The sequence below is a fragment of the Spirosoma jeollabukense genome (assembly GCF_054777855.1).
This window is the reverse complement of sequence record NZ_BAAHAD010000002.1, coordinates 431,464-451,083: the sequence shown is the minus strand read 5'-3', so window position 1 is coordinate 451,083 and position 19,620 is coordinate 431,464. Positions and strand designations below refer to the sequence as shown.

The following is a 19,620-nucleotide window of genomic DNA, read 5'->3' as shown; positions in this document are numbered from 1 at the left end:
TCACTCCCGAAAGCCAGCCTTCAACACGTCCGAAGTGGACGGTCCCTGGCAAAACAACAGGTCTAGTATACTTAAATTTGGTACAAAATCAACGCCAAAATTTTGCGGGTAGGAAACTGGCTGGTGGAATACATACGTTTCCGGGCCATTTCGCGGATTTACCCTCGACCGAGCGTCAAATAGACCGACTGAGATAGCTTTATCATACCATTCTGTCAGGCTTATTGATACGTTCAGTCGCATTAGTTTCAGACAAATTGTCAGCAACTCGTAATTCAAATCGAACAAAAATGCCCAGTTTTTCTGATAAACTGGCTCAAATTCTGGTGCGTAGTATTCAAAAAATGGAGCTTTTCCGTAAGCTGCCTGCAAACACCGCCAGTGATGCATTTGCCAGGCCTGATCGTTTGCTACCCTAAGCTCACGAATTGGCTGATGGTGCGTCCCCTGCTGCACTGGTACTGTGAGGGTCTCCACTTTATTGGCGGTCTGAACGTAGCAGCGATTCCGATAGCTTTGCTTTTGGTAATGCTCGTGCGCTTCAAATCGGACCTCTCCGTGTTGCATTAGCCCCGACATATAGTCTAAGCAGGGCAAGTAGTGTAATTCAACGAGTAAACCGGTCGAATGAGACGCTGGCTGGTACTTTTCCAATAAAAACAAACATATCCGTTCACAAATAAAGCAAAAAATCAATATCACCAACTGTTTTTGTAAATTTTTAATTTTAGGAATCAATCAGCTAAACGTTCGTGTTGTACGATACGCATTATATACCCTGAATGATATTCTTTCGCCTGCTATCGAGATTACCGCTGGGAGTCCTCTATGGTTTGTCCAATTTCCTGTATTTCATGCTACTCCATGTTATACGGTATCGTCGTGGAGTTGTTTTGGAGAACCTTAACTTGTCGTTTCCAGAGAAATCACCCACCGAAATCAAGATGATTGCCCGAGGCTTTTATCGTAATCTGGCCGACCTGATTGTTGAAACGATCAAATTACCCAGCCTCACAGCCGACCAGGTCAAGCAACGTGTTCGATTCGTTAATCCAGAATTGTTACAAGCCAGAATTCAAGCCGGGCAAACAGGAATTGGCATGACGTCGCATCAGGGAAACTGGGAGTGGCTTCCTGCCGCTATGGTCTTGAGAGGTATCCCTGTTGACAGCATTTATAAACCGCTGACAAACCCGTTTTTCGAAGACCTGATGCGCTATATCCGGTCTAGTTTTGGAGCGGTCCCAACGCCAATGAACACTTTGCCTCGCCAAATGGTGGCGCGCAAGCATGTACCTAGACTTATTGGCATGGTGTCAGACCAGGTGCCCGATGTGCCCGAGCAAGCTCACTGGATAGACTTTTTGAACCATGATACACCCTTTTACCCAGGTACGGAACGACTTGCCCGTAGCCGAAAGCTTCCGGTATTTTATATCGAAATGGTACGTCTTCGCAGAGGTTATTATGAAGTGAAGTTTCAGCTCATTGCTGAACCACCCTACGATGAACTGCCCCTAGGCGCAATTATAGAACGTTATCGCGACTTAATCGAAGTAACGATCCGTAATAAGCCCTCGGACTGGTTATGGTCACATAAACGATGGAAGCACTGGCGGGAAAAATACGCGAAGGTTGGTGCGAAACTAGAGTAGGCTCTTAAGCAATTACCATTGCCTACCAGCAATTTATTTAGACAGTCATTCTCTTTTCGAGATAAATACCCCTCTCTCAGGAAACTCTATCGATACTAAGACAATATAATCTAGTATTTTTCTTACTTTTAGGTTCGCGAGTTACCATAACTTGCTAGTTCACCTAAATTCTCGAATGATTTTTTTCCGGCTTCTTTCCCGCTTGCCTTTCAGTGTCCTGTATGGCATTTCGGATATTTTGTACTTATTACTGGTACATGTAATTCGTTACCGTCGGGAAGTAATTCTGGAAAATCTACGACTCTCATTCCCCGAAAAATCACAAGCCGATATTCAGCTTCTTGTACAAGGGTTTTATCATAACCTGACTGACATTCTGGTCGAAACGATCAAGATGTCGGCTATTTCGTCCTGCGAATTGCAAAAACGATTTCGATATACCAATCCCGAAGTGGTTCAGGCATTCCTGAATGCTGGTCAAACGGTTATCTGTACTGGTTCGCATCAGTGTAACTGGGAATGGGTGCCGTCGGCAGCGGTTGTAATTGGCATACCTGTCGATAGTGTCTACAAACCGCTCACCAACGTAGCGATGGAAGAATTTATGCAGGAGGTTCGGTCCAGTCATGGAGCCGTACCAACACCCATGAACCTGTTACCTCGCCAGATGGTGGCCCGCAGAAATATTCCCCGCGTAATTGCGCTCGTAGCTGATCAAGTGCCTGATGTACCTGAACAGGCCCACTGGATGAACTTTTTGCACCGCGACACGCCCTTTTATCCCGGCACCGAGCGCTTAGCCCGTAGCCGTAATTTACCCGTATTTTTTCTGGAATTAGTTCGGTTGCGCCAGGGATATTATGAGGGTACGTTTACACTCATTGCCGAACCGTGCTACGCCAATCTTCCACAGGGAACCATTCTGGAGCGCTACCGCGATAAGCTGGAAAAAAGCATATGCAACCACCCTTCCGACTGGCTATGGTCGCATAAACGCTGGAAACACTGGCGAGGGAAATATACAAAAGTTGGCGCAAAACTTGAGTAGAGCCGCAACACATCGCGGCTCTTACACACGTAGCAAGCTTACTAGAGCGAATCCTTTCTCGCTTTTTCAGCTCTCGAAGAATCCCGTTTGTTTTTCAGTTTGCGAGCTTCCGTCGAAATAGCGTCCGATGCATTATCGAGTCCCGTATTGACTTTCGCCCCTACTTTTCGGGCAGTGGTGTCGATTGCTTCACCCGCTATTTTTGCCTTCCGCTTAATACCCTTGCCCACTTCTGTGGCCGTCTCCCCTGCTGCCTGACTCGTATTTTTGAGATCTTCTTTCATCCGGGCTTTCCGTTCAGCTTTTTCCTGCTGACGCATTTCTTTCTTACTCATCGCCGTGCTGTCCTGTGCATAGGCCCCAGTTGTAATACATAGAGCAAGTGCGAACGCACTCAATAGCTTGGTTTTCATAGTATTCCTGATTTAACAATAGGTTGTAGTAAATTTTTATGTAAAGCCATCAGTTGTCGATGACGATCAGCTTTATAACTGACTTTAACACCGTTTCTATTCCATTGTTTTTTAAATTCAACTCAATAGGCTGATTATCAACAATCCTTCTCCTAACATTGATTCATTAATAAACGAACATTTACGTTAACCCTAACGTTTTCCGGGTACACAGGCGAGGGTTCGAAAACTGCTTTTTCTGTACCTTTGTCTGGTCAAACGGCTCTGCCGATACTTGTATGCTCGATTCGCTGCTTACTCCTTCTTTACCGGTCAACGCGCTTGCTTCGCCTGTTCTTTATACGCCTTCGCTTACTGAGTACATTCGCCGGAAAACCATTACGGTCAACATTGGCGATGTGCCCATGGGCTCTGATTATCCAATTCGGGTGCAGTCGATGACGACGGTAGATACGATGGACACACTCGGTTCCATTGCGCAGAGTATCCGGATGATCGAAGCAGGTTGTGAATACATTCGCATAACAGCTCCGAGCGTGAAAGAAGCTCAGAATCTGGAAAATATCCGTAAAGGGCTGCGGGCGCAGGGGTACATGACACCGCTGGTAGCCGATATTCACTTTACACCGAACGCAGCCGAGCTTGCTGCCCGAATCGTTGAAAAGGTACGTATCAATCCCGGCAATTACGCCGACCGTAAGCGCTTCGAATTTATTGATTATACCGATGCGGCCTATGCGGCTGAACTGGAGCGCATTCGCGCCAAGTTCCTGCCGTTGATACGTATCTGTAAGGAATATGGGACGGCCATGCGCATTGGCACCAACCACGGCTCCCTCTCCGACCGGATTCTGAGTCGGTATGGTGACACGCCCGTTGGCATGGTTGAGTCGGCCCTGGAGTTTCTGCGCATTTGTGAGGACGAGAATTATTACAACATTACGCTGTCCATGAAGTCGAGCAACCCGCAGGTGATGGTGCAGGCCTATCGACTACTGGTGCAGCGCTTGGATCAGGAAGGCTTGAAACCCTACCCGCTTCACCTTGGCGTTACAGAAGCAGGCGAAGCCGAAGATGGACGCATTAAGTCGGCGCTGGGGATTGGCACCTTGCTTGAAGACGGCATTGGCGATACGGTTCGTGTTTCGCTTACCGAAGAACCCGAGCGTGAAGCACCCGTTGCCCAGGCCTTGATTGACCGTTACACAAATCGGGCACAGCAAAGCAACGCCATTCCGGAAATCACTACGTATCCGATTAATCCGTTTCAATATACCCGCCGGACAACGCACGAAGTCGCCAATTTCGGTGGACAGAACGTACCGCGCGTTATTGCTGACTTCAGCCAGGTACGGGTTACAGATCACGACGTATTGCACCCAATTGGTCACTTTTACCTGCCAGTTCCCGATAAGTGGCGCATGAATGATTTGGGTGCTGATTACATTTATACGGGCTCGCATCCAGCCCAGTTCATGCTACCGAACGGGCTAAAGCAGATTCTTGATTATGCTGTCTGGCAGATTAATCCAGATCGAGCCAATATCTTTCCGTTGCTGACAGTTTCTGAGTATCTGGACGCCCGTTCAAACTCCATTCAACTCCAGCCACGGCTAAATTTCGTTCGGATGGCCTTGTCAGATATTTCGGACGAATTACTGACGGCACTACGTAGCGACCAGACGATTGTATTGCTGATTACAACCGACAACGCCCATGCCATGCCGGAGTTACGTCGATTGTTTGTGGAGTTAATCAATCAGGGACGGTCCGACGCTCAGCTTACAACACCTGTTGTCATTCAACGAAGTTATGCTTCGATACCCTCCGAAGACGTACCACTTTACGCGGCAACCGATGTGGGTGGTTTACTGATTGATGGCTTAGGTGATGGCATTCTTTTGTCAAGTCCATTAGCGCAGGCTGATCAATTAAAAACGCTGAACGGATTAGCTTTTGGCATTTTGCAGGCTGCCCGAACACGCATTACCAAAACCGAATACATTTCCTGTCCGTCGTGCGGACGAACTCTATTCGATTTGCAAGAAACAACGGCCCACATCCGCCAACGTACCGATCACCTAAAAGGCGTTAAAATCGGCATTATGGGTTGCATCGTAAATGGTCCGGGTGAGATGGCAGATGCCGACTATGGGTACGTAGGTATCGGGCGGGATAAGATTGCCTTGTACCGCGGGCAGCAAGTCATTAAAAAGTCGGTACCCGCCGATCGAGCGGTTGATGAGCTGATAGAACTCATCCGCGAAGACAACCGCTGGCTCGAACCAAGCCTGGTGAATGAATAATGAAAATTGTCTGGTGAAATTTATTCTTTATTGCACTGACTTACATTACACTTTGTTCATATTATAGTATCAATCAATTCGCCGGTGAACAGATTCATTGATTATTTCAAAATTGGGCCCGTTTTTAGTTATTTCTTACGGGTTTTTCGCAAACCAGACCCAAACCAGCCAACAAGCACAAACCTGAAGGTGATGCACGGTATCAACCGTATTTCGATTATCATGTTTCTGTTCGCGGTCATAGTGTATACCGTTCGTCATTGCGTCCGATGAATACCGAAACCTTACGTGACTATTGCATTGCAAAACCCGGCGTCACCGAATCGTTTCCGTTTGGCGGTGATGCGCTGGTATTTAAAATCGGCGGTAAAATGTTTGCTTTGCTGGCTACTGAAAGCCAGCCCACAACCATCAACCTGAAATGTGATCCGGAAAAAGCGGTTCAATTGCGGGAAGAACACGAAGCCGTAACACCGGGTTATCACATGAATAAAACGCACTGGAACACAGTCACAATTGATGGCCGTGTTCGTAGTTCCGATGTTCAGGAATGGATCGACCATTCCTATGAACTCGTCCGAAAAAGTTTGCCAAAAGCTATACAAGCACAGCTTGATGAGCTAGGTGCTTAAGGCCAAAATTTGTAATTTCGCAGGGGTAAGAAAACTTGACTGGGTTATGGAAGTTGTTCTGCTAAGTCTTTTATTCGTGATCTATCTGACGATTCGGTACTATCTGATGGACCATGATACGTCGTCTGATAAAGACCGGAAACGATTTCAGCGAGGTATTGATTTAGTTACAAATCGGAATTTTGAGGAAGCTCACCACTATTTCGACAACGCCGTTCGTCAATATCCAAAATCGGCCGTTGCTTATGCTTACCGGGGTAAATGCCAACTGGTTCAGGAGAATTATTTTTCAGCTATTTACGATTTAACCCAGGCCATTAACCGGGACAATACGTTGGCTGACTGCTATTTGGACCGCGGTATTGCTTACTATAAAACTGACGAATTTCAACAGGCTTTTCGGGAGTTTGATAAAGCCGTCTGGCATTTTCGTGATGAACAACCCGATGCCTACCGCTGGCGGGCATTAGCCAGAATTCAGGTCCGACAGCTTCCACAAGCCGAAAACGACCTCCGCCGAGCCGTTTCGCTTGGCGACGAAAACTCATTTCATTTGCTGCTCCAACCGCCGTTTACAAGACCCGTTAAAGTGTAACCGGGATTTTTATGATTTAACTGACTATGATTTCAGTAATAATCTTTCGAAGAAAGCAAAATCAGAGTCAATCAGTTAAATCATAAAAATCCCGGTTCCGATTAGCTTGTCTGCGACAGTTCCGCTGCCCTTTGAGCGGCTTTCTGCGCATCGGCACTTTTACCACCCCGGCGATAGGCCTCCGATAGCTCGAAATAAAGATTCGCCTGCTCTTTCTGGCCCGGCTTCAGGGCAAGCGCTTTGTTGATCCACTTTGTTACGGTCGGCGCATCGACGGCGTCAGGGCTATTCCGGTTGAAGAGTCGCGAAATATAGAGATACTCAGGCACCGTCATCTGATTGGAGTTTACCTGATTGTCCATTCGTTCGACGGCTTTGGCCGTCTGACGAGCCCTAAAATAGGCCTTTACCTCAGGCAACAACGTCCGATTGGCAACGACTTTCGAGTCCAGCCCGATTTTGACCAGATCCTGACGAATCTCCAAAATTTTGGCTACCGGGAATTGCTCTCCTCGTCTACTATACAAGGATGACATCAGGATATCTTCGGCAACCTTTTTTGCCTGATCGGCTCCATACGCTTTTCGATACGTATCCATATGGTTCAGCATGTACTGAGCCATTGGGTTCTCGAAGTCCAGTACCAGCTTCTGCAAAGCGAGCCAGTTTGTCTGATTTGCAAATGTCGCTGGCGATTGCTGTTTGGCGTAGTCATTCATTGCCGTAATGCCCGCTAAGGTATCATTCGTAATGCGGGCATACATAGCGTAATCAATCAGGAAGTTGGTCGACCGTTCGCCCTGCTGATAACGCGACTTCATCGTCTGGCTACGTACCTTTGGATTCAGGGCGTTTGTACCATGGCGAATTACTTCATCAGTCGAGTTGGTGCTCAAGGCAAAGTGGATCAGGTTTTGCTGCGGATCGAAATACAGAAACAATGGTAACGACGGCACGAGCAAATGACGGCTGTCTAAAAATGCCCGCGTAGACGATTGAGCAATGTCTAATTTCGTATTAACAAACTTATCGTTGTAGAATTTTCCTACCCGATTGTCGGCCAGCGTGGGCATGAAACTCTGGCAGGTATGACAGGTTGGCGAATAAATCTCCACAAACACCGGTTTACCAGACCTACGGGCATCCTGGAACACACTTTCGACAGTGGCTGATTTGAATTGAATGCCTCCCGACTTTTGAGCAAGAGACATGTTGGCCACTAGCATTAGCAAAAGAATCTTTTTCATATAAAATTAACGACGATACGTAAACAAGCGCCAGCAAGTTAACGAGCCAATAGCCTAGTTTTGTGCCCGTTATTTTTGTTTTTGCTGCTGTTTGATTTCTTCTTCAAGACGCTTACTCAGTACGCGGCAGGTGTTTTCGATGTCATCGGCCATCCGTTGATCACCAGTCGCTCCAACGGCCGTATCGGCAATGCCACTCATGATTTCAATCAGGAAGCGTTTCATATCGATAACTTCCATTTCCTTCGTCCAAAGGTCAATTTTAAGGGTACTGTTGTGATATTGATCCCAAATCGCAATGGCAATGGCTCGTGTATCGCTCAAGCCCTCGTTCGGGTTATCGGTGGCCTCCCAGTAAATTTTTTCGGGAACATTTTGATTATCTAACTCGACTGCAAAGTGAATGTCTGATTTTTTCATAGACACAAATTTACGTAGTGTGGGTGGAAACCCGCATGATTAAGCTGGTTTTATCTAGTCCGTACAACGGCCAGCTTTTTCATCAAATCGACCCGGTTGCCTTCAGGAATTATAATTGGAGCAGGAAGCTTATGCATGAACAGTTGATTTCGCTCCAAACGTGATACATGGTTCAGATTAATGAGCAGCGACCGAGACAACCGATGAAAGTTTGCTGTTGAAAAATACTGGGCCAGATAACCCAGGTTCATTGCTAACAAATGGGGTTTATCTTCGCCAACCATGTATACTTTTACATAAGCCCCTTCGGCCAGCAAATACACTACGTTGTCTTTTTCTATTTTTTCATGCCCTTTGTTGATGGGTAAAAATAGGGTTGTAGATGTCGGCTGATTCCGATTGCGCTGATTTATATAGGCTAATTCGACCTGAAAGGCAAGCTCATGGTGGCGAAACGGTTTAAGCAAATACGCTGCGGGTGATGTTTCTTTCGCACGTTGAAAAGTCTGCGACTCTGAGTTGGCTGTCAGATAAATAATAGGCATCCAATGCTGGTTAAGCAACTCACGGGCGGTAGTAATTCCATCTGCCGAAGAACCTTCCAGCCTGATATCGATCATGGCCAGGTCAGGTGGACAATGCTTGACAGCGGCAACTGCTTCCCGAAAATTTCGGGCAATGGCCGTCACCTGATGGCCTGCTTTCTCCAGCGTTTCCTGAATATCGACAGCCGTAATATTCTCGTCCTCAACAATGAGGATGTTTAGTGAATTCATACCTATAAATCGTTAAACTCCAGTGTGAATAATGTACCTCCCATACTCGCAAATTGATACGTTCCCCGCAATTGATCAACCTGCATTTGAATCAGCCGCATCCCAAATGACAGACGAGGTTTAGATAGAGAATCTGGTGGCGATGGTGAAACAAAACCAAGCCCATTGTCAGCTACCGACAAACGAATACGATTGGTTTCCCGACAACAGGATACACGAAAGGCAGGCTTGGGATGGTCGGGGAAAGCATATTTACAAGCATTTGTTGCTAACTCATTGAGCAGAAGACCGAGTGACAAAGCCCGATCTGCAGACAGACTAATTGGCTCCAGTTCGTAAATCGGTTGGATATAGGCATAACCAAATGCCTGCAATACGCTGTCAATCAACTCGGGTATAAATTCCGACAGGTCTATCCGGGCCAACAGATCATTGTCATAAAGTCGCCGGTGAAGAATTGCCATTGTCTCTATACGCAACTGACTTTCCTCTACAGCTTTTCTTGCCGTTTGGTCAGTAAGTCGGTTGGCCTGCATATTGAGCAGACTCGAAACTACCTGTAGGTTATTTTTCACCCGATGGTTCTGCTCCTTCACTAACTCAGCATTGCGGGTGCTAATTCGTTGATTTCGGCGGTATAAACGAAAGAAGATAATACTGGTCCCGAAGGCCAGTAGTAGCAAAGCCAATACTGCCCAAAGGAAACGTTGCTGGATGAGCAGGTTTTCGGATCGTAGCGCCAGTTCTTTTTGCTGAGCTTTTAGCAGGGCTTCTTTTTTTTCGGTTTCGTATACCAGACCCAGACGGGTTACGGCTCCATTCCGATCTGATACGTAGTTGTTCCGTTCCATCTCATGTATCTTCTCGCTACGTTCATAAGCCCGGCGCCAGTCGCCAATTTTCAAATAATAGTCTCTGTAAGACGCTTCAAGGTTATACTGATCTCCATATGAATTCGCAAACGGACTTTGGCTAAGAAGTTGGTCAGCTTTATGGAGCATGAGCCATGCCTGCTTCGGTTTATCCATACTCAAATACATGGCCACCATTTCCCGAATGACCTTAAACTGCCAGATAGGCTCGTTCTTCTTTACAGCCAGATTCAACGCTTTTTTTAAATAAACAATACCTCCAGGATCTTGCTTTTCGTACCACAATTTTTCCCCGATTCCGATACCGCGCTCAATCAGAGCCAGCGAGTCTTTACTATGGATTAACAAAGTTTGTCCTGCCTGTTTGTAATAGAAGGCGCTGTCAGGCTGAGGTTTGGGTCCCTTCCGGGTTTTACCCGTTGACCAGTCCGTCTCATAAACACGTTGCATGACTGAATAGGCCCTACTGAGCGCCTGATTCGATTGAATCCTTCGAGCTATAGCGATTGATAACTGTGCGTAGCGACGAGTTTCCTGATAATGACCCTGCCTGCACTCACTCATACTCATCCGGTAATACAATCGACTCAGAGCAAAGGAATCTCCAAGGGGTTCGAGAATACCAAGTGATTTAAGAAACCAGCGGTGCGAAGCCAGTAAATCACCAGCCGCTTCATATGTTTTCCCATACAAATAATAGGCTTCGGCCAGTAAAAAGGAATCTTTAGCAGCTACTGCCTGTCGATAAACGGTATCGGCATAAAGTAATTTATGCCGCTGCAAAGGAAGGACAAAGGGCTTTTGGGCAAAGCTCCTGCCGACTGCCAGTTGCATTACTACCAGCACACAAAAAAACGTTCTGAAGCAGCCAACAGGAGAGATTATCATGTAAAAGAAGGCTGAATTTAGCTGCCTAAACTAAGCAAGTCAGGCTTCGTTTCCAAACAAAAATATTCGTTGTGAAAAACCTCTTTTTCGTAAAGAAAAGGACGGGATTGATAAAATTACTGTAGCCTATTTTATAGGAATTAATAAAATTTAAGAACAATAGGCCCGTAGCCAACAGAAGCTATTCAATCGCCTACCGAATAATCAACTTGTTAGTATTGCCTACCCGATGCTTCAAACGATAAAACCCCGCTTCTTACCATGAAAACATCCCTTCTCTTCTCAGTTGGTGCTTTATTAGTTGGCACCACTAGTTTTGCTCAATCAACACTTAGCCAAATTAACAGCACCGTAGGCACCGTAAATGCGGCTGCGTACAGTGCTGCTAATGTAAACTCCGCCGTCAGTAATACAGGCAGTGCGGTTAAAAGCACAGCGAATACGGTAAAAGATATTGGTTCACTGTTTAAGAAGAAAGAAAAATCCGTTGAAATTGGTAAAGAAGCAGTTGTAGCGACAAACGTAATCATCATTACAATAACCGGTATTGATTATACCAGATTAAAGTTAACAGAAGATAATATTAAGCCGATTGAGGGTGTAAAATCTACCATAAAAAAATTCAGTACGAGCGGCTCTATTATCGAAGTTACTTATACAGGAAAAGACGACCAACTCTGGGACGCTTTGCCTGAAACTATAAAACAACTATTTAACCTAACTGATTTGGGTAATGGGAAGATAAGCTTGGAGCAAAAGAAATAGAGCTATTGCCAGGTTTAGGATTTATCTAGTATTTCTACACAGCCGTATTCTCCAACAGATTACTACTGAATTGCTGGCGTTCTAAGCAGTTTATGTTGCCAACCCGACAGACCCCGGTCTACTTCATTCGCTTCTGAATTATTCCACGATCTTATAATGAAACAATTATATCTTTTTGTATTATTTTTTTTATTACTACTCTCAATAAAATCCTGGGGCCAGAATCCAGTAATAATTAAAGATATCAACGCTGGGAAGGGTGGGTCGAATGCTTCTTTTATGCGAGTAGTAAATAATGTTATTATTTTTTTTGCGGATGATGGAAAGGTAGGTCGTGAAGTATGGAAAAGTGATGGAACCGAAGCGGGTACTGTCTTGGTAAAAGATATTAATGTTGGGCCCAAAGGCTGTGATGTAAATCTGGGCGGTGTGGTGATTTTTAAGGATAAAATGTATTTCTGGGTTGATGATGGTGTTAATGGGCGTGAACTCTGGCGGACAGACGGAACACCGAGTGGCACGGTGTTATTTTTTGAAAGTGTTAAAGGCAAAGAATCCTCCTTTTCGCAGGATCTCAATAATGGCTATTGCATTGAGTATAAGAACGAGCTTTATTTCATTGCAAAAACAGCGTCGAATTCTACCAATGGTTTGTACAAGACAGACGGTAGCACCGTTACGTTAATCAAAGAGTATAAGCGTTTAAATGGATTAACCGTTGCGAATGATTTATTATTATTTAGTGGAGACGACGACGAGTATGGTTATGAGTTAAGGAAAACAGACGGAACCGCAAGCGGTACATCCATCGTCAAAGATATATTGCCTGGAAAAGAAAGCTCTTTTCCAGGCAATATAGGCTCAATTGCCAATAAATTATTGTTTGTTGTTGACTCTAATCTTATGGTTTCGGATGGTACGGCTAGTGGAACTACTATAATTAAATCCATCAATGTTGACCGAAGTTGCATCATTAACGGTAAAGCATATTTCTATAATAACAACATTAATAATTTAAATATATGGGAAACAGATGGGACAGCAGCCGGCACTAAAGAAATCATCAAAATTGGCAAATCTGTAACTAACCTATTCCAATATAATAATAGCCTGCATTACATAGTTCCTGCCTCATCTAATACGTCTAGCGGTCCTGATTTCATGATGAAAGTTGACGTAAACAGTCTTAAAATCGACACAATTGGTATCAGTACTACCAGTATAAAAATAATGCACACTGGCAAATACCTCTACTGGGTTATTTATCCATCTAGTATTCAGGCTAGTATCAGGTACACGAATGGCCGTAGTATTGCGGAACTCTACAGAACATTTTATGGCTTTTCAAATGCGGTTGAATACAATGACTTTTTATACTTAAATCATTCTGGCACTCAAGAAGATGATTTAAAAGCAGGAGGAGAATTTTCCAGAATAGCCATTCCAAATTTAGACCCAAACTGTCAGACTTTTAAAGCAGTCATCAACCAGCCCGCGGCTACACTTCTTCCCTGCCAAGGCGGTACTATCACGTTATCAGCAACCGCTTCTGGAGGAGCAACTCCGTATTCATACGAATGGAAGCGGAATTCCTTAGTTACAGGCCCAAAAACTGCTACATTCGGTGTGTCCAACGCTGGCAGATACGAGGCTATTGTTACAGATGCTGCTGGCTGTCAAGCTACCACCAATACTATTAGTATTACTTCAGTTGCACCAAGTGTTACAATAAGTGGTTCATTGTCTTTTTGCCCCGGTCAAAACACAGTATTATCTGCTGTAACTGATGGTAACCCTGTCCCGTATGTATATAAGTGGAAATATAACAATAATGACGTAGGTGCATCCTCAAATTTGTCTGTTACAAAAGCTGGAACATACTCCGTTGAGGTAACTAACCAGGGATGTACAGTCTCAACCTCTGTCGAAATTAAAGAAATAACAAACCTTCCGGTTTCGATTACAGGAAACAATACCATCTGTGCGGGTACATTCTCTCCTTTATCGGCAACTGTTTCTGGCGGCACAGGCCCCTATACGTACCAATGGAAACAGGGAACCAGTAACCTTTTTGGGTCTACGTCGCAGGTGCTCTCCGTAACGACAACAGGTACCTACAGCGTATCAGCAACTGACAGCAAAGGCTGTACCGGGACTTCACCTGGATTTGATGTTACAGTAAAACCATCGCCCACGGCTACGATTACCACCGCTACTACCAGCCTTACTACGGGGGAATCAGCCACATTTGTTACGCCAGCGGCTTCTGGACAGACATATCAGTGGTATAATAATGGCCAACCTGTTCCGGGCGCTACCAACAACACCTACACAACCACTCAAAAGGGAACGTTCACGGTTATAGTAACTCGTGATGGTTGCTCCACTACGTCTCAGCCAATCACAATTCAGCTAGTGCTGGCAACCGAGCCAACCCTTACATCGCTCGGTCTGGACGTATCGCCTAACCCCGTTCAGCAGAATGCCGACGTGCGGCTGAGCATGGTAAAGGCGGCTCCCGCTACGTTTACTCTTGTGGATGAAGTCGGTAAGGTTATTGGAGAATGGAAGAGTCCGCAGGTTCAAAGGGTGCATGAACTTACATTGCCGATGAAATCGCAACTGATAGGCATTTATTTCCTGCGGGTAGAGGCTAGTGGTTTGCAGGCTATCTGCCGTATCCTGAAGCAGTAACGCTATTCACTTTTTTTAGCCTTCCAATGAAAAAAATCATACTAGGGTTACTTACCCTTTTCGCTCTAAGCGGCTGTGGTGGTTCAACTACGGTTGTATCATTAACCGAACGCATCACTAAACTATGGATAGCCAGTTCCGTTCGGCACGATGGCATAGCCGTATACACCACTGGGGCTACGAGCAATGTGTTACCCAGCTATGCTTCCTTTACATTGAACCTAAGTACAGGAACAGTCACACTGGTCGATCTGGATGGTATAGCCATAACAGGTAAGTGGGAAGTTTCGGCAGATGAAAAAAAACTCATACTGAAAGGACTAAATCCTCCACCCAACGGCACTGCTGGCATCATCGAATATACTATCGATAGCCTCAGCGATACCCAGTTAACACTATCGCGCACGACGAACAATGCGAAAACAGGTGGCAAGGTTGCTACGTATTTTTTGACGGTAAAGTAACTTATCAAACTATCAAATTCTATCCACACCTTTTCTATCATTTCTGACTTCATCGCTTTTAAAAAGTCGGTAACAATCAATACACCATCGGCCAAAGCAACAGCTTACTCCAAACCCTTAAAGAAGCCAGTCTATAATCAAGCAATTACGTTAAGAGGTTAAGCGAACCAACACGCTTTGAAATTGAGTACTTTCGCCCGAAAGTAACCAAGCCTTATGTATATTTTATACGCCATTCCCAACTGCGACACCGTAAAAAAAGCCCGCGTCTGGCTCAGCGAACATGGTGTTGACTACCAATTTTACGATTATAAAAAGCAGGGAATCAATCAAAAAACAATTGAGCGCTGGCTAACTCAAAAACCATGGGAAGACCTGGTAAACCGAGCCGGAACAACCTGGAAGAAACTACCTGATACCAAAAAACCAATTGACGCCAAAAGTGCGATAGCCCTCATGATCGAAAAACCGTCCGTAATTCGTCGCCCGCTCATTGAGGCCGACGGGCGAATTGTTGCCTTAGGTTTTAACGCGGAGCAGTACGAGGAAACATTTTCAGCCTGATTTGGGGTTCTTCCCATAAAGAGTACTAAAATGTCCAGAAGAACGCTGGATTCACCGGAAGCCGTTCGGTTTCTAGTGGATTCGTTTTATAAAAAAGTACAGGGTGATACGTTCATCGGACCTATTTTCACCGACGTAGCGCAGGTCGACTGGTCGAAACACTTACCAAAAATGTACGCATTTTGGGAGTCGCTGATTCTTGGGAATAACGCCTATGATGGCCATCCTTTTCGTCCGCACTTGATTATCAATCAAAAACATACGCTCACCATCGACCATTTTGAACGATGGCTCCAGTTGTTTTCAGAAACGATTACAGAGAATTTTACCGGCGAGGCCGCTGAACAGGTGCGACAACGAGCGACACAGATTGCGCTCGTCTGGAATAACAAACTTCAGTACCTGAACAGTTAATCTTAACATAGTGCGGCCGGGCTGAACCACCAGTAGAAACCCGGCCGCGCTACATATTACTTACCACCAAATACCTTCTTCAACAGATCGGTGACGCGGGCAGCTGGATTTTCACGAATTTTAGCTTCCTCCTGAGCGACCAGCAGAAACAGCCCATCCACCGCTTTACCAGTTGCGTAGGCAGTTAAATCTGGATTTGCTTTCTGTACAAACGGCACCTTGTTGTAGGTATTTACCAGTTCACTGTAGTACTTAGTCGCGTTGTTTTTCTTCAACGTACTATCAATGATCGGCGTAAATTCAGTAACCAACTGCTGACCTGAAGTTCGACGGAGATACTGGGTGGCAGCGTCTTTCTGCCCCCGCAAAATCCCAACGGCATCCTGAATACTCATGGATGTTATCGCCTTAATAAACACGGGTTTAGCCTTTTTGGCAGCATCTTCGGCGGCCCGGTTCAACGATAACTCAAACTGATCGACCTGTTTGTTTAACCCTATCTGCCGAAGTGTTGAAGCCACCTTTTGCGCTTCGGGAGGAAACGTAAGTTTCAGCAGGGGATTTTTAAAGTATCCATCCAGCGCCGATGCCTGATCCGATCCTTTCCCAATTCCGATTGTGAGAGCTTGCTTTAACGCCGACGCAATATCCGTATTCGTCAAACTTCCTCCCGTTCCAGCCGACGTATTGGTAACGGCTTCCAGAACTTTACCAAAAATACCTTTAGCAGGCGCCTTCTGCTGCGTTGAATCTTGAGCAAAACTGGTTGTACTAATTGTCAGAGCCAGTAAGGCGGCTGTAAGAACATTTTTTTTCATGATCGAATTAATCAGGTTGCCATTTTATAACGGTCAATGGCTCTAAATCGTTTTTTCGTACTTTTGACACGAAAGAATGCATAATGTATAATGGGCAATGAATAATTATTTATAACATACTGAATGTCAGTCAAATATTTTTTTCATTGCCTCATTTGGAAGCATTAGCCAGCCCATTATACATTGTTCATTACTCATTATTAATTCAGGAATGATCAACACCATACGTGCCGAAGTGATTACTATCGGCGACGAAATATTATTCGGACAGATTACCGATACCAATACAGCCTGGATCGGTACAGAACTCACAAACATTGGCATCCGGGTTGTGCGAAAATCGTCCATTGGCGATCAGGTTGATGCCATTTTGCAGGTCCTGCACGAAGCGCATCAACGAGCGGATGTGATTATTATTACGGGTGGCCTGGGTCCTACGAAAGACGATATTACCAAGAAAACCCTGTGTACGTATTTTGGCGTCGGGATGGTACGTAATCAAGAAGCGCTAGCTCTGGTAACCAGCTTTTTCGAGAAGCGTGGCCGCGAAATGACCGATCTCAACCGCGCTCAGGCTGACCTTCCGGCCAATGCCATTTACATGCAGAACGACTGGGGTACGGCGCCGGGCATGTGGTTTGAGTATGAAGGACGGGTATACGTATCATTGCCGGGTGTGCCGTTCGAGATGAAACACCTCATGACGAACCGGATTCTACCGAAATTGACCGGTCACTTTAAAACGCCCATCATCAAGCATAAAATGATTCGCACAATCGGCATTGGCGAATCGTTTCTGGCCGAACGTATCGAAGCATGGGAAGATGCGCTGCCTGACCATATCAAACTGGCTTACCTACCGAGTTTTGGTGGCGTTAAGTTACGTCTGACAGCCACTGGCGAGGACAATACCCTACTGGATCACGAATTGGCAGAACAAGTTGAGAAAGTAATGCCACTCATCTCGAAAAACGTATATGGTTTCGATGACGATGAGATTGAAACGGTTGTGGGGCAACTTTTGAAAGAAAAAAACCTCACACTGGGCATTGCCGAAAGTTGCACGGGTGGCTACGTATCGGCACAAATTACGAAAGTGCCGGGGTCATCGGCTTATTTCTGGGGAAGCATTGTTAGTTATAGCAACGCCGTTAAGGTGCGGCAGCTAGGCGTTAGGCCTGAAACGCTGGAGTTGTTTGGAGCTGTAAGCGAAGAAACTATTCAACAGATGGCAGAAGGTGTTCGCAAAACGCTCGGCACAAACATTGGCATTGCAACAAGCGGTATCGCCGGACCCGAAGGCGGCACGCCTGACAAACCCGTCGGCACGATCTGGATTGCCTGCTCTACCGAACAACGCACTGTTACACGTCTGCTAAAGCTCGGAAAATACCGGGATCAGAACATTCAGTTAACCTCCAACTACCTGCTAAATATGCTACGGGAAGAGGTTTTAAACCAATGATGAATGATAAATGATGAATGTTATGGCGTATAACTATTCATCATTTATCATTCATCCGCACGGGCGGCCCCGATTTATCATTAAAAAGATGGCACTCATCGATATGGTTATGCCCAAAATGGGCGAAAGTATAATGGAATGCACGGTCATCACTTGGCTTAAACAGCCTGGCGACCTGGTTGATGTGGATGAGTCGGTACTGGAAGTTGCTACCGACAAAGTAGATACTGAAGTTCCGGCGTCGCACACGGGTATTTTAAAAGAAATTCTGGTAAACGACGGCGACGTTGTTGCGGTTGGTGCACCCATTGCCCGTATCGAGACGAAAGAATTGGTTGGAAAAGAGCCAGACTTACCGGAACCTACTCAGCCTGTACCTAGTGAGGCAGATCAAAGCCCTAGAGGCATTGGCGACGTAGCAAACGTTCCCGCAGAAGCTGAGTCTATCGACATAGCTGAAGATTCAGAAGCGCTTAAGGCAGCTAGCGAGTTAGAAACTACTATTTCCTTAATGAGCAGTCGCACGGCTCATGTTCCTAAAGCGGTGGCTGTATCAGCGAATAAGCTGGCCGATGAATCTACCAGTTTCGCAGATCGGTTTTACTCACCGCTGGTTCTAAAAATTGCCAAAGAAGAAAGGATTTCGCGTGATGAACTTGACCGAATTCCCGGCTCAGGCGCCGAAAATCGGGTAACGAAGAAGGATATTCTGGCCTACGTCAACGACCGTACAGAAGGAAACTTGCCAGAGGCAAAGGGCAGTGAGCAAGAGGTTTTGCCCATCCCTTCTCAGCCCCAGGCATCAAACCCCAAGCCCCAAGTCACGGCTTCGCTCAATGGTCAATCCGATATTATTCAGATGGATCGGATGCGTAAGCTGATTGCCCAGCGCATGGTGGAGTCAAAGCAGATTTCCCCCCACGTCAGTTCGTTTGTGGAAGCCGATATGACGCCAATTGTACAATGGCGGACACGTAGTAAGGACGCATTCAAACAGCAAACGGGTGAAAATCTGACCTATACGCCGATTTTTGTCGATGCCATTGTGAAAGCCATAAAAGACTTTCCGATGATCAACGTATCGGTTGACGGCGATAAAATTATTTTAAAGAAAGCAATCAATATTGGCATGGCCGTTGCCCTACCGAGCGGCAATTTGATTGTGCCCGTTATTCACAATGCCGACCAGTATAACCTGGTTGGTCTAACCAAAAAAGTGAATGACCTGACCAAACGGGCCCGGGAAAACAAACTCACTGCCGACGATCTGGCCGGTGGTACCTACACGATCTCCAACATTGGTACGTTCGGCAACCTGATGGGAACGCCCATCATCCTGCAACCTCAGGTAGCGATTATGGCCTTCGGGGCAATTGTAAAAAAACCAGCGGTTATCGAAACACCGGAGGGCGATTTCATTGGCATCCGACAGTTGATGTTCCTTTCCCACTCCTACGACCACCGCGTGGTTGATGGCTCACTGGGCGGTCAATTCATCCGGCGCGTAGCCGATTACCTAGAGAAATTTGATAGTAACCTTAAACTCTGACCGCGCGGGCGGCCCCGCCCGCGCGGTCAGACAAC

At 45.8% G+C, this 19,620-nt stretch carries 20 protein-coding genes; 13 read left to right on the top strand and 7 right to left on the bottom strand.

Features of this window, described 5'->3' with window-relative positions; translation table 11 throughout:
• Positions 1–567, bottom strand: a complete 567-nt coding sequence (locus ACYVEA_RS10250) for a WbqC family protein (RefSeq protein ID WP_461113334.1) — start codon at positions 565–567, stop codon at positions 1–3.
• 215 nt (positions 568–782) lie between these two features.
• Here ACYVEA_RS10250 and ACYVEA_RS10245 point away from each other — a divergent pair, with 215 nt between their 5' ends.
• Both ACYVEA_RS10245 and ACYVEA_RS10240 read left to right on the top strand, forming a co-directional pair.
• Positions 783–1,655, top strand: a complete 873-nt coding sequence (locus ACYVEA_RS10245; protein ID WP_461113333.1) for a lysophospholipid acyltransferase family protein — start codon at positions 783–785, stop codon at positions 1,653–1,655.
• A gap of 175 nt (positions 1,656–1,830) precedes the next feature.
• Positions 1,831–2,703: a lysophospholipid acyltransferase family protein gene (locus tag ACYVEA_RS10240; protein WP_461113332.1), complete on the top strand. Its 873-nt coding sequence runs from the start codon at positions 1,831–1,833 to the stop codon at positions 2,701–2,703.
• Positions 2,704–2,744: 41 nt separating this feature from the next.
• On the opposite strand, the gene ACYVEA_RS10235 is transcribed toward ACYVEA_RS10240, so the two are convergent.
• Positions 2,745–3,116, bottom strand: a complete 372-nt coding sequence (locus ACYVEA_RS10235; RefSeq protein ID WP_461113331.1) for a hypothetical protein — start codon at positions 3,114–3,116, stop codon at positions 2,745–2,747.
• Between the two features lie 278 nt (positions 3,117–3,394).
• Here ACYVEA_RS10235 and ispG point away from each other — a divergent pair, with 278 nt between their 5' ends.
• The 4 genes from ispG to ACYVEA_RS10215 all read left to right on the top strand — a co-directional run bounded on the left by ispG (position 3,395) and on the right by ACYVEA_RS10215 (position 6,649).
• Entirely contained in the window at positions 3,395–5,422 is a 2,028-nt protein-coding gene (ispG, locus tag ACYVEA_RS10230; protein ID WP_461113330.1) for a (E)-4-hydroxy-3-methylbut-2-enyl-diphosphate synthase, read from the top strand.
• 84 nt (positions 5,423–5,506) lie between these two features.
• Positions 5,507–5,695, top strand: coding sequence for a DUF6728 family protein (locus ACYVEA_RS10225; protein ID WP_093831275.1), 189 nt, complete (start codon positions 5,507–5,509; stop codon positions 5,693–5,695).
• Entirely contained in the window at positions 5,692–6,054 is a 363-nt protein-coding gene (locus tag ACYVEA_RS10220; protein WP_461113329.1) for an MmcQ/YjbR family DNA-binding protein, read from the top strand. The genes ACYVEA_RS10225 and ACYVEA_RS10220 overlap by 4 nt, the downstream gene beginning before the upstream one ends.
• A 46-nt stretch (positions 6,055–6,100) precedes the next feature.
• Positions 6,101–6,649 (top strand): tetratricopeptide repeat protein, encoded by a 549-nt coding sequence (locus ACYVEA_RS10215; RefSeq protein ID WP_461113328.1) that lies wholly within the window; start codon positions 6,101–6,103, stop codon positions 6,647–6,649.
• Positions 6,650–6,750: 101 nt separating this feature from the next.
• On the opposite strand, the gene ACYVEA_RS10210 is transcribed toward ACYVEA_RS10215, so the two are convergent.
• The 4 genes from ACYVEA_RS10210 to ACYVEA_RS10195 form a co-directional block, all read right to left on the bottom strand.
• Positions 6,751–7,896, bottom strand: coding sequence for a thioredoxin family protein (locus ACYVEA_RS10210; protein ID WP_461113327.1), 1,146 nt, complete (start codon positions 7,894–7,896; stop codon positions 6,751–6,753).
• A 69-nt stretch (positions 7,897–7,965) separates the two neighbouring features.
• Positions 7,966–8,316, bottom strand: coding sequence for a gliding motility protein GldC (gldC, locus tag ACYVEA_RS10205; RefSeq protein WP_093831281.1), 351 nt, complete (start codon positions 8,314–8,316; stop codon positions 7,966–7,968).
• A 50-nt stretch (positions 8,317–8,366) separates the two neighbouring features.
• A complete protein-coding gene (locus tag ACYVEA_RS10200; protein WP_461113326.1) occupies positions 8,367–9,092 on the bottom strand; it encodes a response regulator in 726 nt (241 codons plus the stop codon).
• Positions 9,093–9,094: 2 nt separating this feature from the next.
• Positions 9,095–10,852: a histidine kinase dimerization/phosphoacceptor domain -containing protein gene (locus ACYVEA_RS10195; RefSeq protein WP_461113325.1), complete on the bottom strand. Its 1,758-nt coding sequence runs from the start codon at positions 10,850–10,852 to the stop codon at positions 9,095–9,097.
• A gap of 261 nt (positions 10,853–11,113) precedes the next feature.
• Here ACYVEA_RS10195 and ACYVEA_RS10190 point away from each other — a divergent pair, with 261 nt between their 5' ends.
• The 5 genes from ACYVEA_RS10190 (at position 11,114) to ACYVEA_RS10170 (ending at position 15,753) form a co-directional block, all read left to right on the top strand.
• Positions 11,114–11,617, top strand: coding sequence for a hypothetical protein (locus ACYVEA_RS10190; protein WP_461113324.1), 504 nt, complete (start codon positions 11,114–11,116; stop codon positions 11,615–11,617).
• 156 nt (positions 11,618–11,773) lie between these two features.
• Positions 11,774–14,311: a hypothetical protein gene (locus ACYVEA_RS10185; RefSeq protein WP_461113323.1), complete on the top strand. Its 2,538-nt coding sequence runs from the start codon at positions 11,774–11,776 to the stop codon at positions 14,309–14,311.
• Between the two features lie 26 nt (positions 14,312–14,337).
• Positions 14,338–14,775, top strand: a complete 438-nt coding sequence (locus tag ACYVEA_RS10180; protein WP_461113322.1) for a putative periplasmic lipoprotein — start codon at positions 14,338–14,340, stop codon at positions 14,773–14,775.
• A gap of 216 nt (positions 14,776–14,991) precedes the next feature.
• Entirely contained in the window at positions 14,992–15,339 is a 348-nt protein-coding gene (locus tag ACYVEA_RS10175; protein WP_461113321.1) for an ArsC family reductase, read from the top strand.
• Between the two features lie 30 nt (positions 15,340–15,369).
• Positions 15,370–15,753: a group III truncated hemoglobin gene (locus ACYVEA_RS10170; RefSeq protein ID WP_461113320.1), complete on the top strand. Its 384-nt coding sequence runs from the start codon at positions 15,370–15,372 to the stop codon at positions 15,751–15,753.
• Between the two features lie 56 nt (positions 15,754–15,809).
• On the opposite strand, the gene ACYVEA_RS10165 is transcribed toward ACYVEA_RS10170, so the two are convergent.
• Complete coding sequence (locus ACYVEA_RS10165) at positions 15,810–16,571, bottom strand: DUF4197 domain-containing protein (protein WP_461113319.1); 762 nt, start codon at positions 16,569–16,571, stop codon at positions 15,810–15,812.
• 211 nt (positions 16,572–16,782) lie between these two features.
• Between ACYVEA_RS10165 and ACYVEA_RS10160 the strand changes: the two genes are divergently transcribed.
• Together ACYVEA_RS10160 and ACYVEA_RS10155 are read left to right on the top strand one after the other, a co-directional pair.
• Positions 16,783–18,036 (top strand): competence/damage-inducible protein A, encoded by a 1,254-nt coding sequence (locus ACYVEA_RS10160; RefSeq protein WP_461113318.1) that lies wholly within the window; start codon positions 16,783–16,785, stop codon positions 18,034–18,036.
• 88 nt (positions 18,037–18,124) lie between these two features.
• Positions 18,125–19,585: a dihydrolipoamide acetyltransferase family protein gene (locus ACYVEA_RS10155; RefSeq protein ID WP_461114067.1), complete on the top strand. Its 1,461-nt coding sequence runs from the start codon at positions 18,125–18,127 to the stop codon at positions 19,583–19,585.
• Positions 19,586–19,620: the final 35 nt, after the last annotated feature.

What these genes read in the sequence shown, in the direction of transcription:
- ACYVEA_RS10250 (WP_461113334.1), bottom strand. Translation starts at nt 567, where the DNA reads ATGCAACACGGAGAGGTCCGATTTGAAGCGCACGAGCATTACCAAAAG.
- ACYVEA_RS10245 (WP_461113333.1), top strand. Translation starts at nt 783, where the DNA reads ATGATATTCTTTCGCCTGCTATCGAGATTACCGCTGGGAGTCCTCTAT.
- ACYVEA_RS10240 (WP_461113332.1), top strand. Translation starts at nt 1,831, where the DNA reads ATGATTTTTTTCCGGCTTCTTTCCCGCTTGCCTTTCAGTGTCCTGTAT.
- ACYVEA_RS10235 (WP_461113331.1), bottom strand. Translation starts at nt 3,116, where the DNA reads ATGAAAACCAAGCTATTGAGTGCGTTCGCACTTGCTCTATGTATTACA.
- ispG (WP_461113330.1), top strand. Translation starts at nt 3,395, where the DNA reads ATGCTCGATTCGCTGCTTACTCCTTCTTTACCGGTCAACGCGCTTGCT.
- ACYVEA_RS10220 (WP_461113329.1), top strand. Translation starts at nt 5,692, where the DNA reads ATGAATACCGAAACCTTACGTGACTATTGCATTGCAAAACCCGGCGTC.
- ACYVEA_RS10215 (WP_461113328.1), top strand. Translation starts at nt 6,101, where the DNA reads ATGGAAGTTGTTCTGCTAAGTCTTTTATTCGTGATCTATCTGACGATT.
- ACYVEA_RS10210 (WP_461113327.1), bottom strand. Translation starts at nt 7,896, where the DNA reads ATGAAAAAGATTCTTTTGCTAATGCTAGTGGCCAACATGTCTCTTGCT.
- gldC (WP_093831281.1), bottom strand. Translation starts at nt 8,316, where the DNA reads ATGAAAAAATCAGACATTCACTTTGCAGTCGAGTTAGATAATCAAAAT.
- ACYVEA_RS10200 (WP_461113326.1), bottom strand. Translation starts at nt 9,092, where the DNA reads ATGAATTCACTAAACATCCTCATTGTTGAGGACGAGAATATTACGGCT.
- ACYVEA_RS10195 (WP_461113325.1), bottom strand. Translation starts at nt 10,852, where the DNA reads ATGATAATCTCTCCTGTTGGCTGCTTCAGAACGTTTTTTTGTGTGCTG.
- ACYVEA_RS10190 (WP_461113324.1), top strand. Translation starts at nt 11,114, where the DNA reads ATGAAAACATCCCTTCTCTTCTCAGTTGGTGCTTTATTAGTTGGCACC.
- ACYVEA_RS10185 (WP_461113323.1), top strand. Translation starts at nt 11,774, where the DNA reads ATGAAACAATTATATCTTTTTGTATTATTTTTTTTATTACTACTCTCA.
- ACYVEA_RS10180 (WP_461113322.1), top strand. Translation starts at nt 14,338, where the DNA reads ATGAAAAAAATCATACTAGGGTTACTTACCCTTTTCGCTCTAAGCGGC.
- ACYVEA_RS10175 (WP_461113321.1), top strand. Translation starts at nt 14,992, where the DNA reads ATGTATATTTTATACGCCATTCCCAACTGCGACACCGTAAAAAAAGCC.
- ACYVEA_RS10170 (WP_461113320.1), top strand. Translation starts at nt 15,370, where the DNA reads ATGTCCAGAAGAACGCTGGATTCACCGGAAGCCGTTCGGTTTCTAGTG.
- ACYVEA_RS10165 (WP_461113319.1), bottom strand. Translation starts at nt 16,571, where the DNA reads ATGAAAAAAAATGTTCTTACAGCCGCCTTACTGGCTCTGACAATTAGT.
- ACYVEA_RS10160 (WP_461113318.1), top strand. Translation starts at nt 16,783, where the DNA reads ATGATCAACACCATACGTGCCGAAGTGATTACTATCGGCGACGAAATA.
- ACYVEA_RS10155 (WP_461114067.1), top strand. Translation starts at nt 18,125, where the DNA reads ATGGCACTCATCGATATGGTTATGCCCAAAATGGGCGAAAGTATAATG.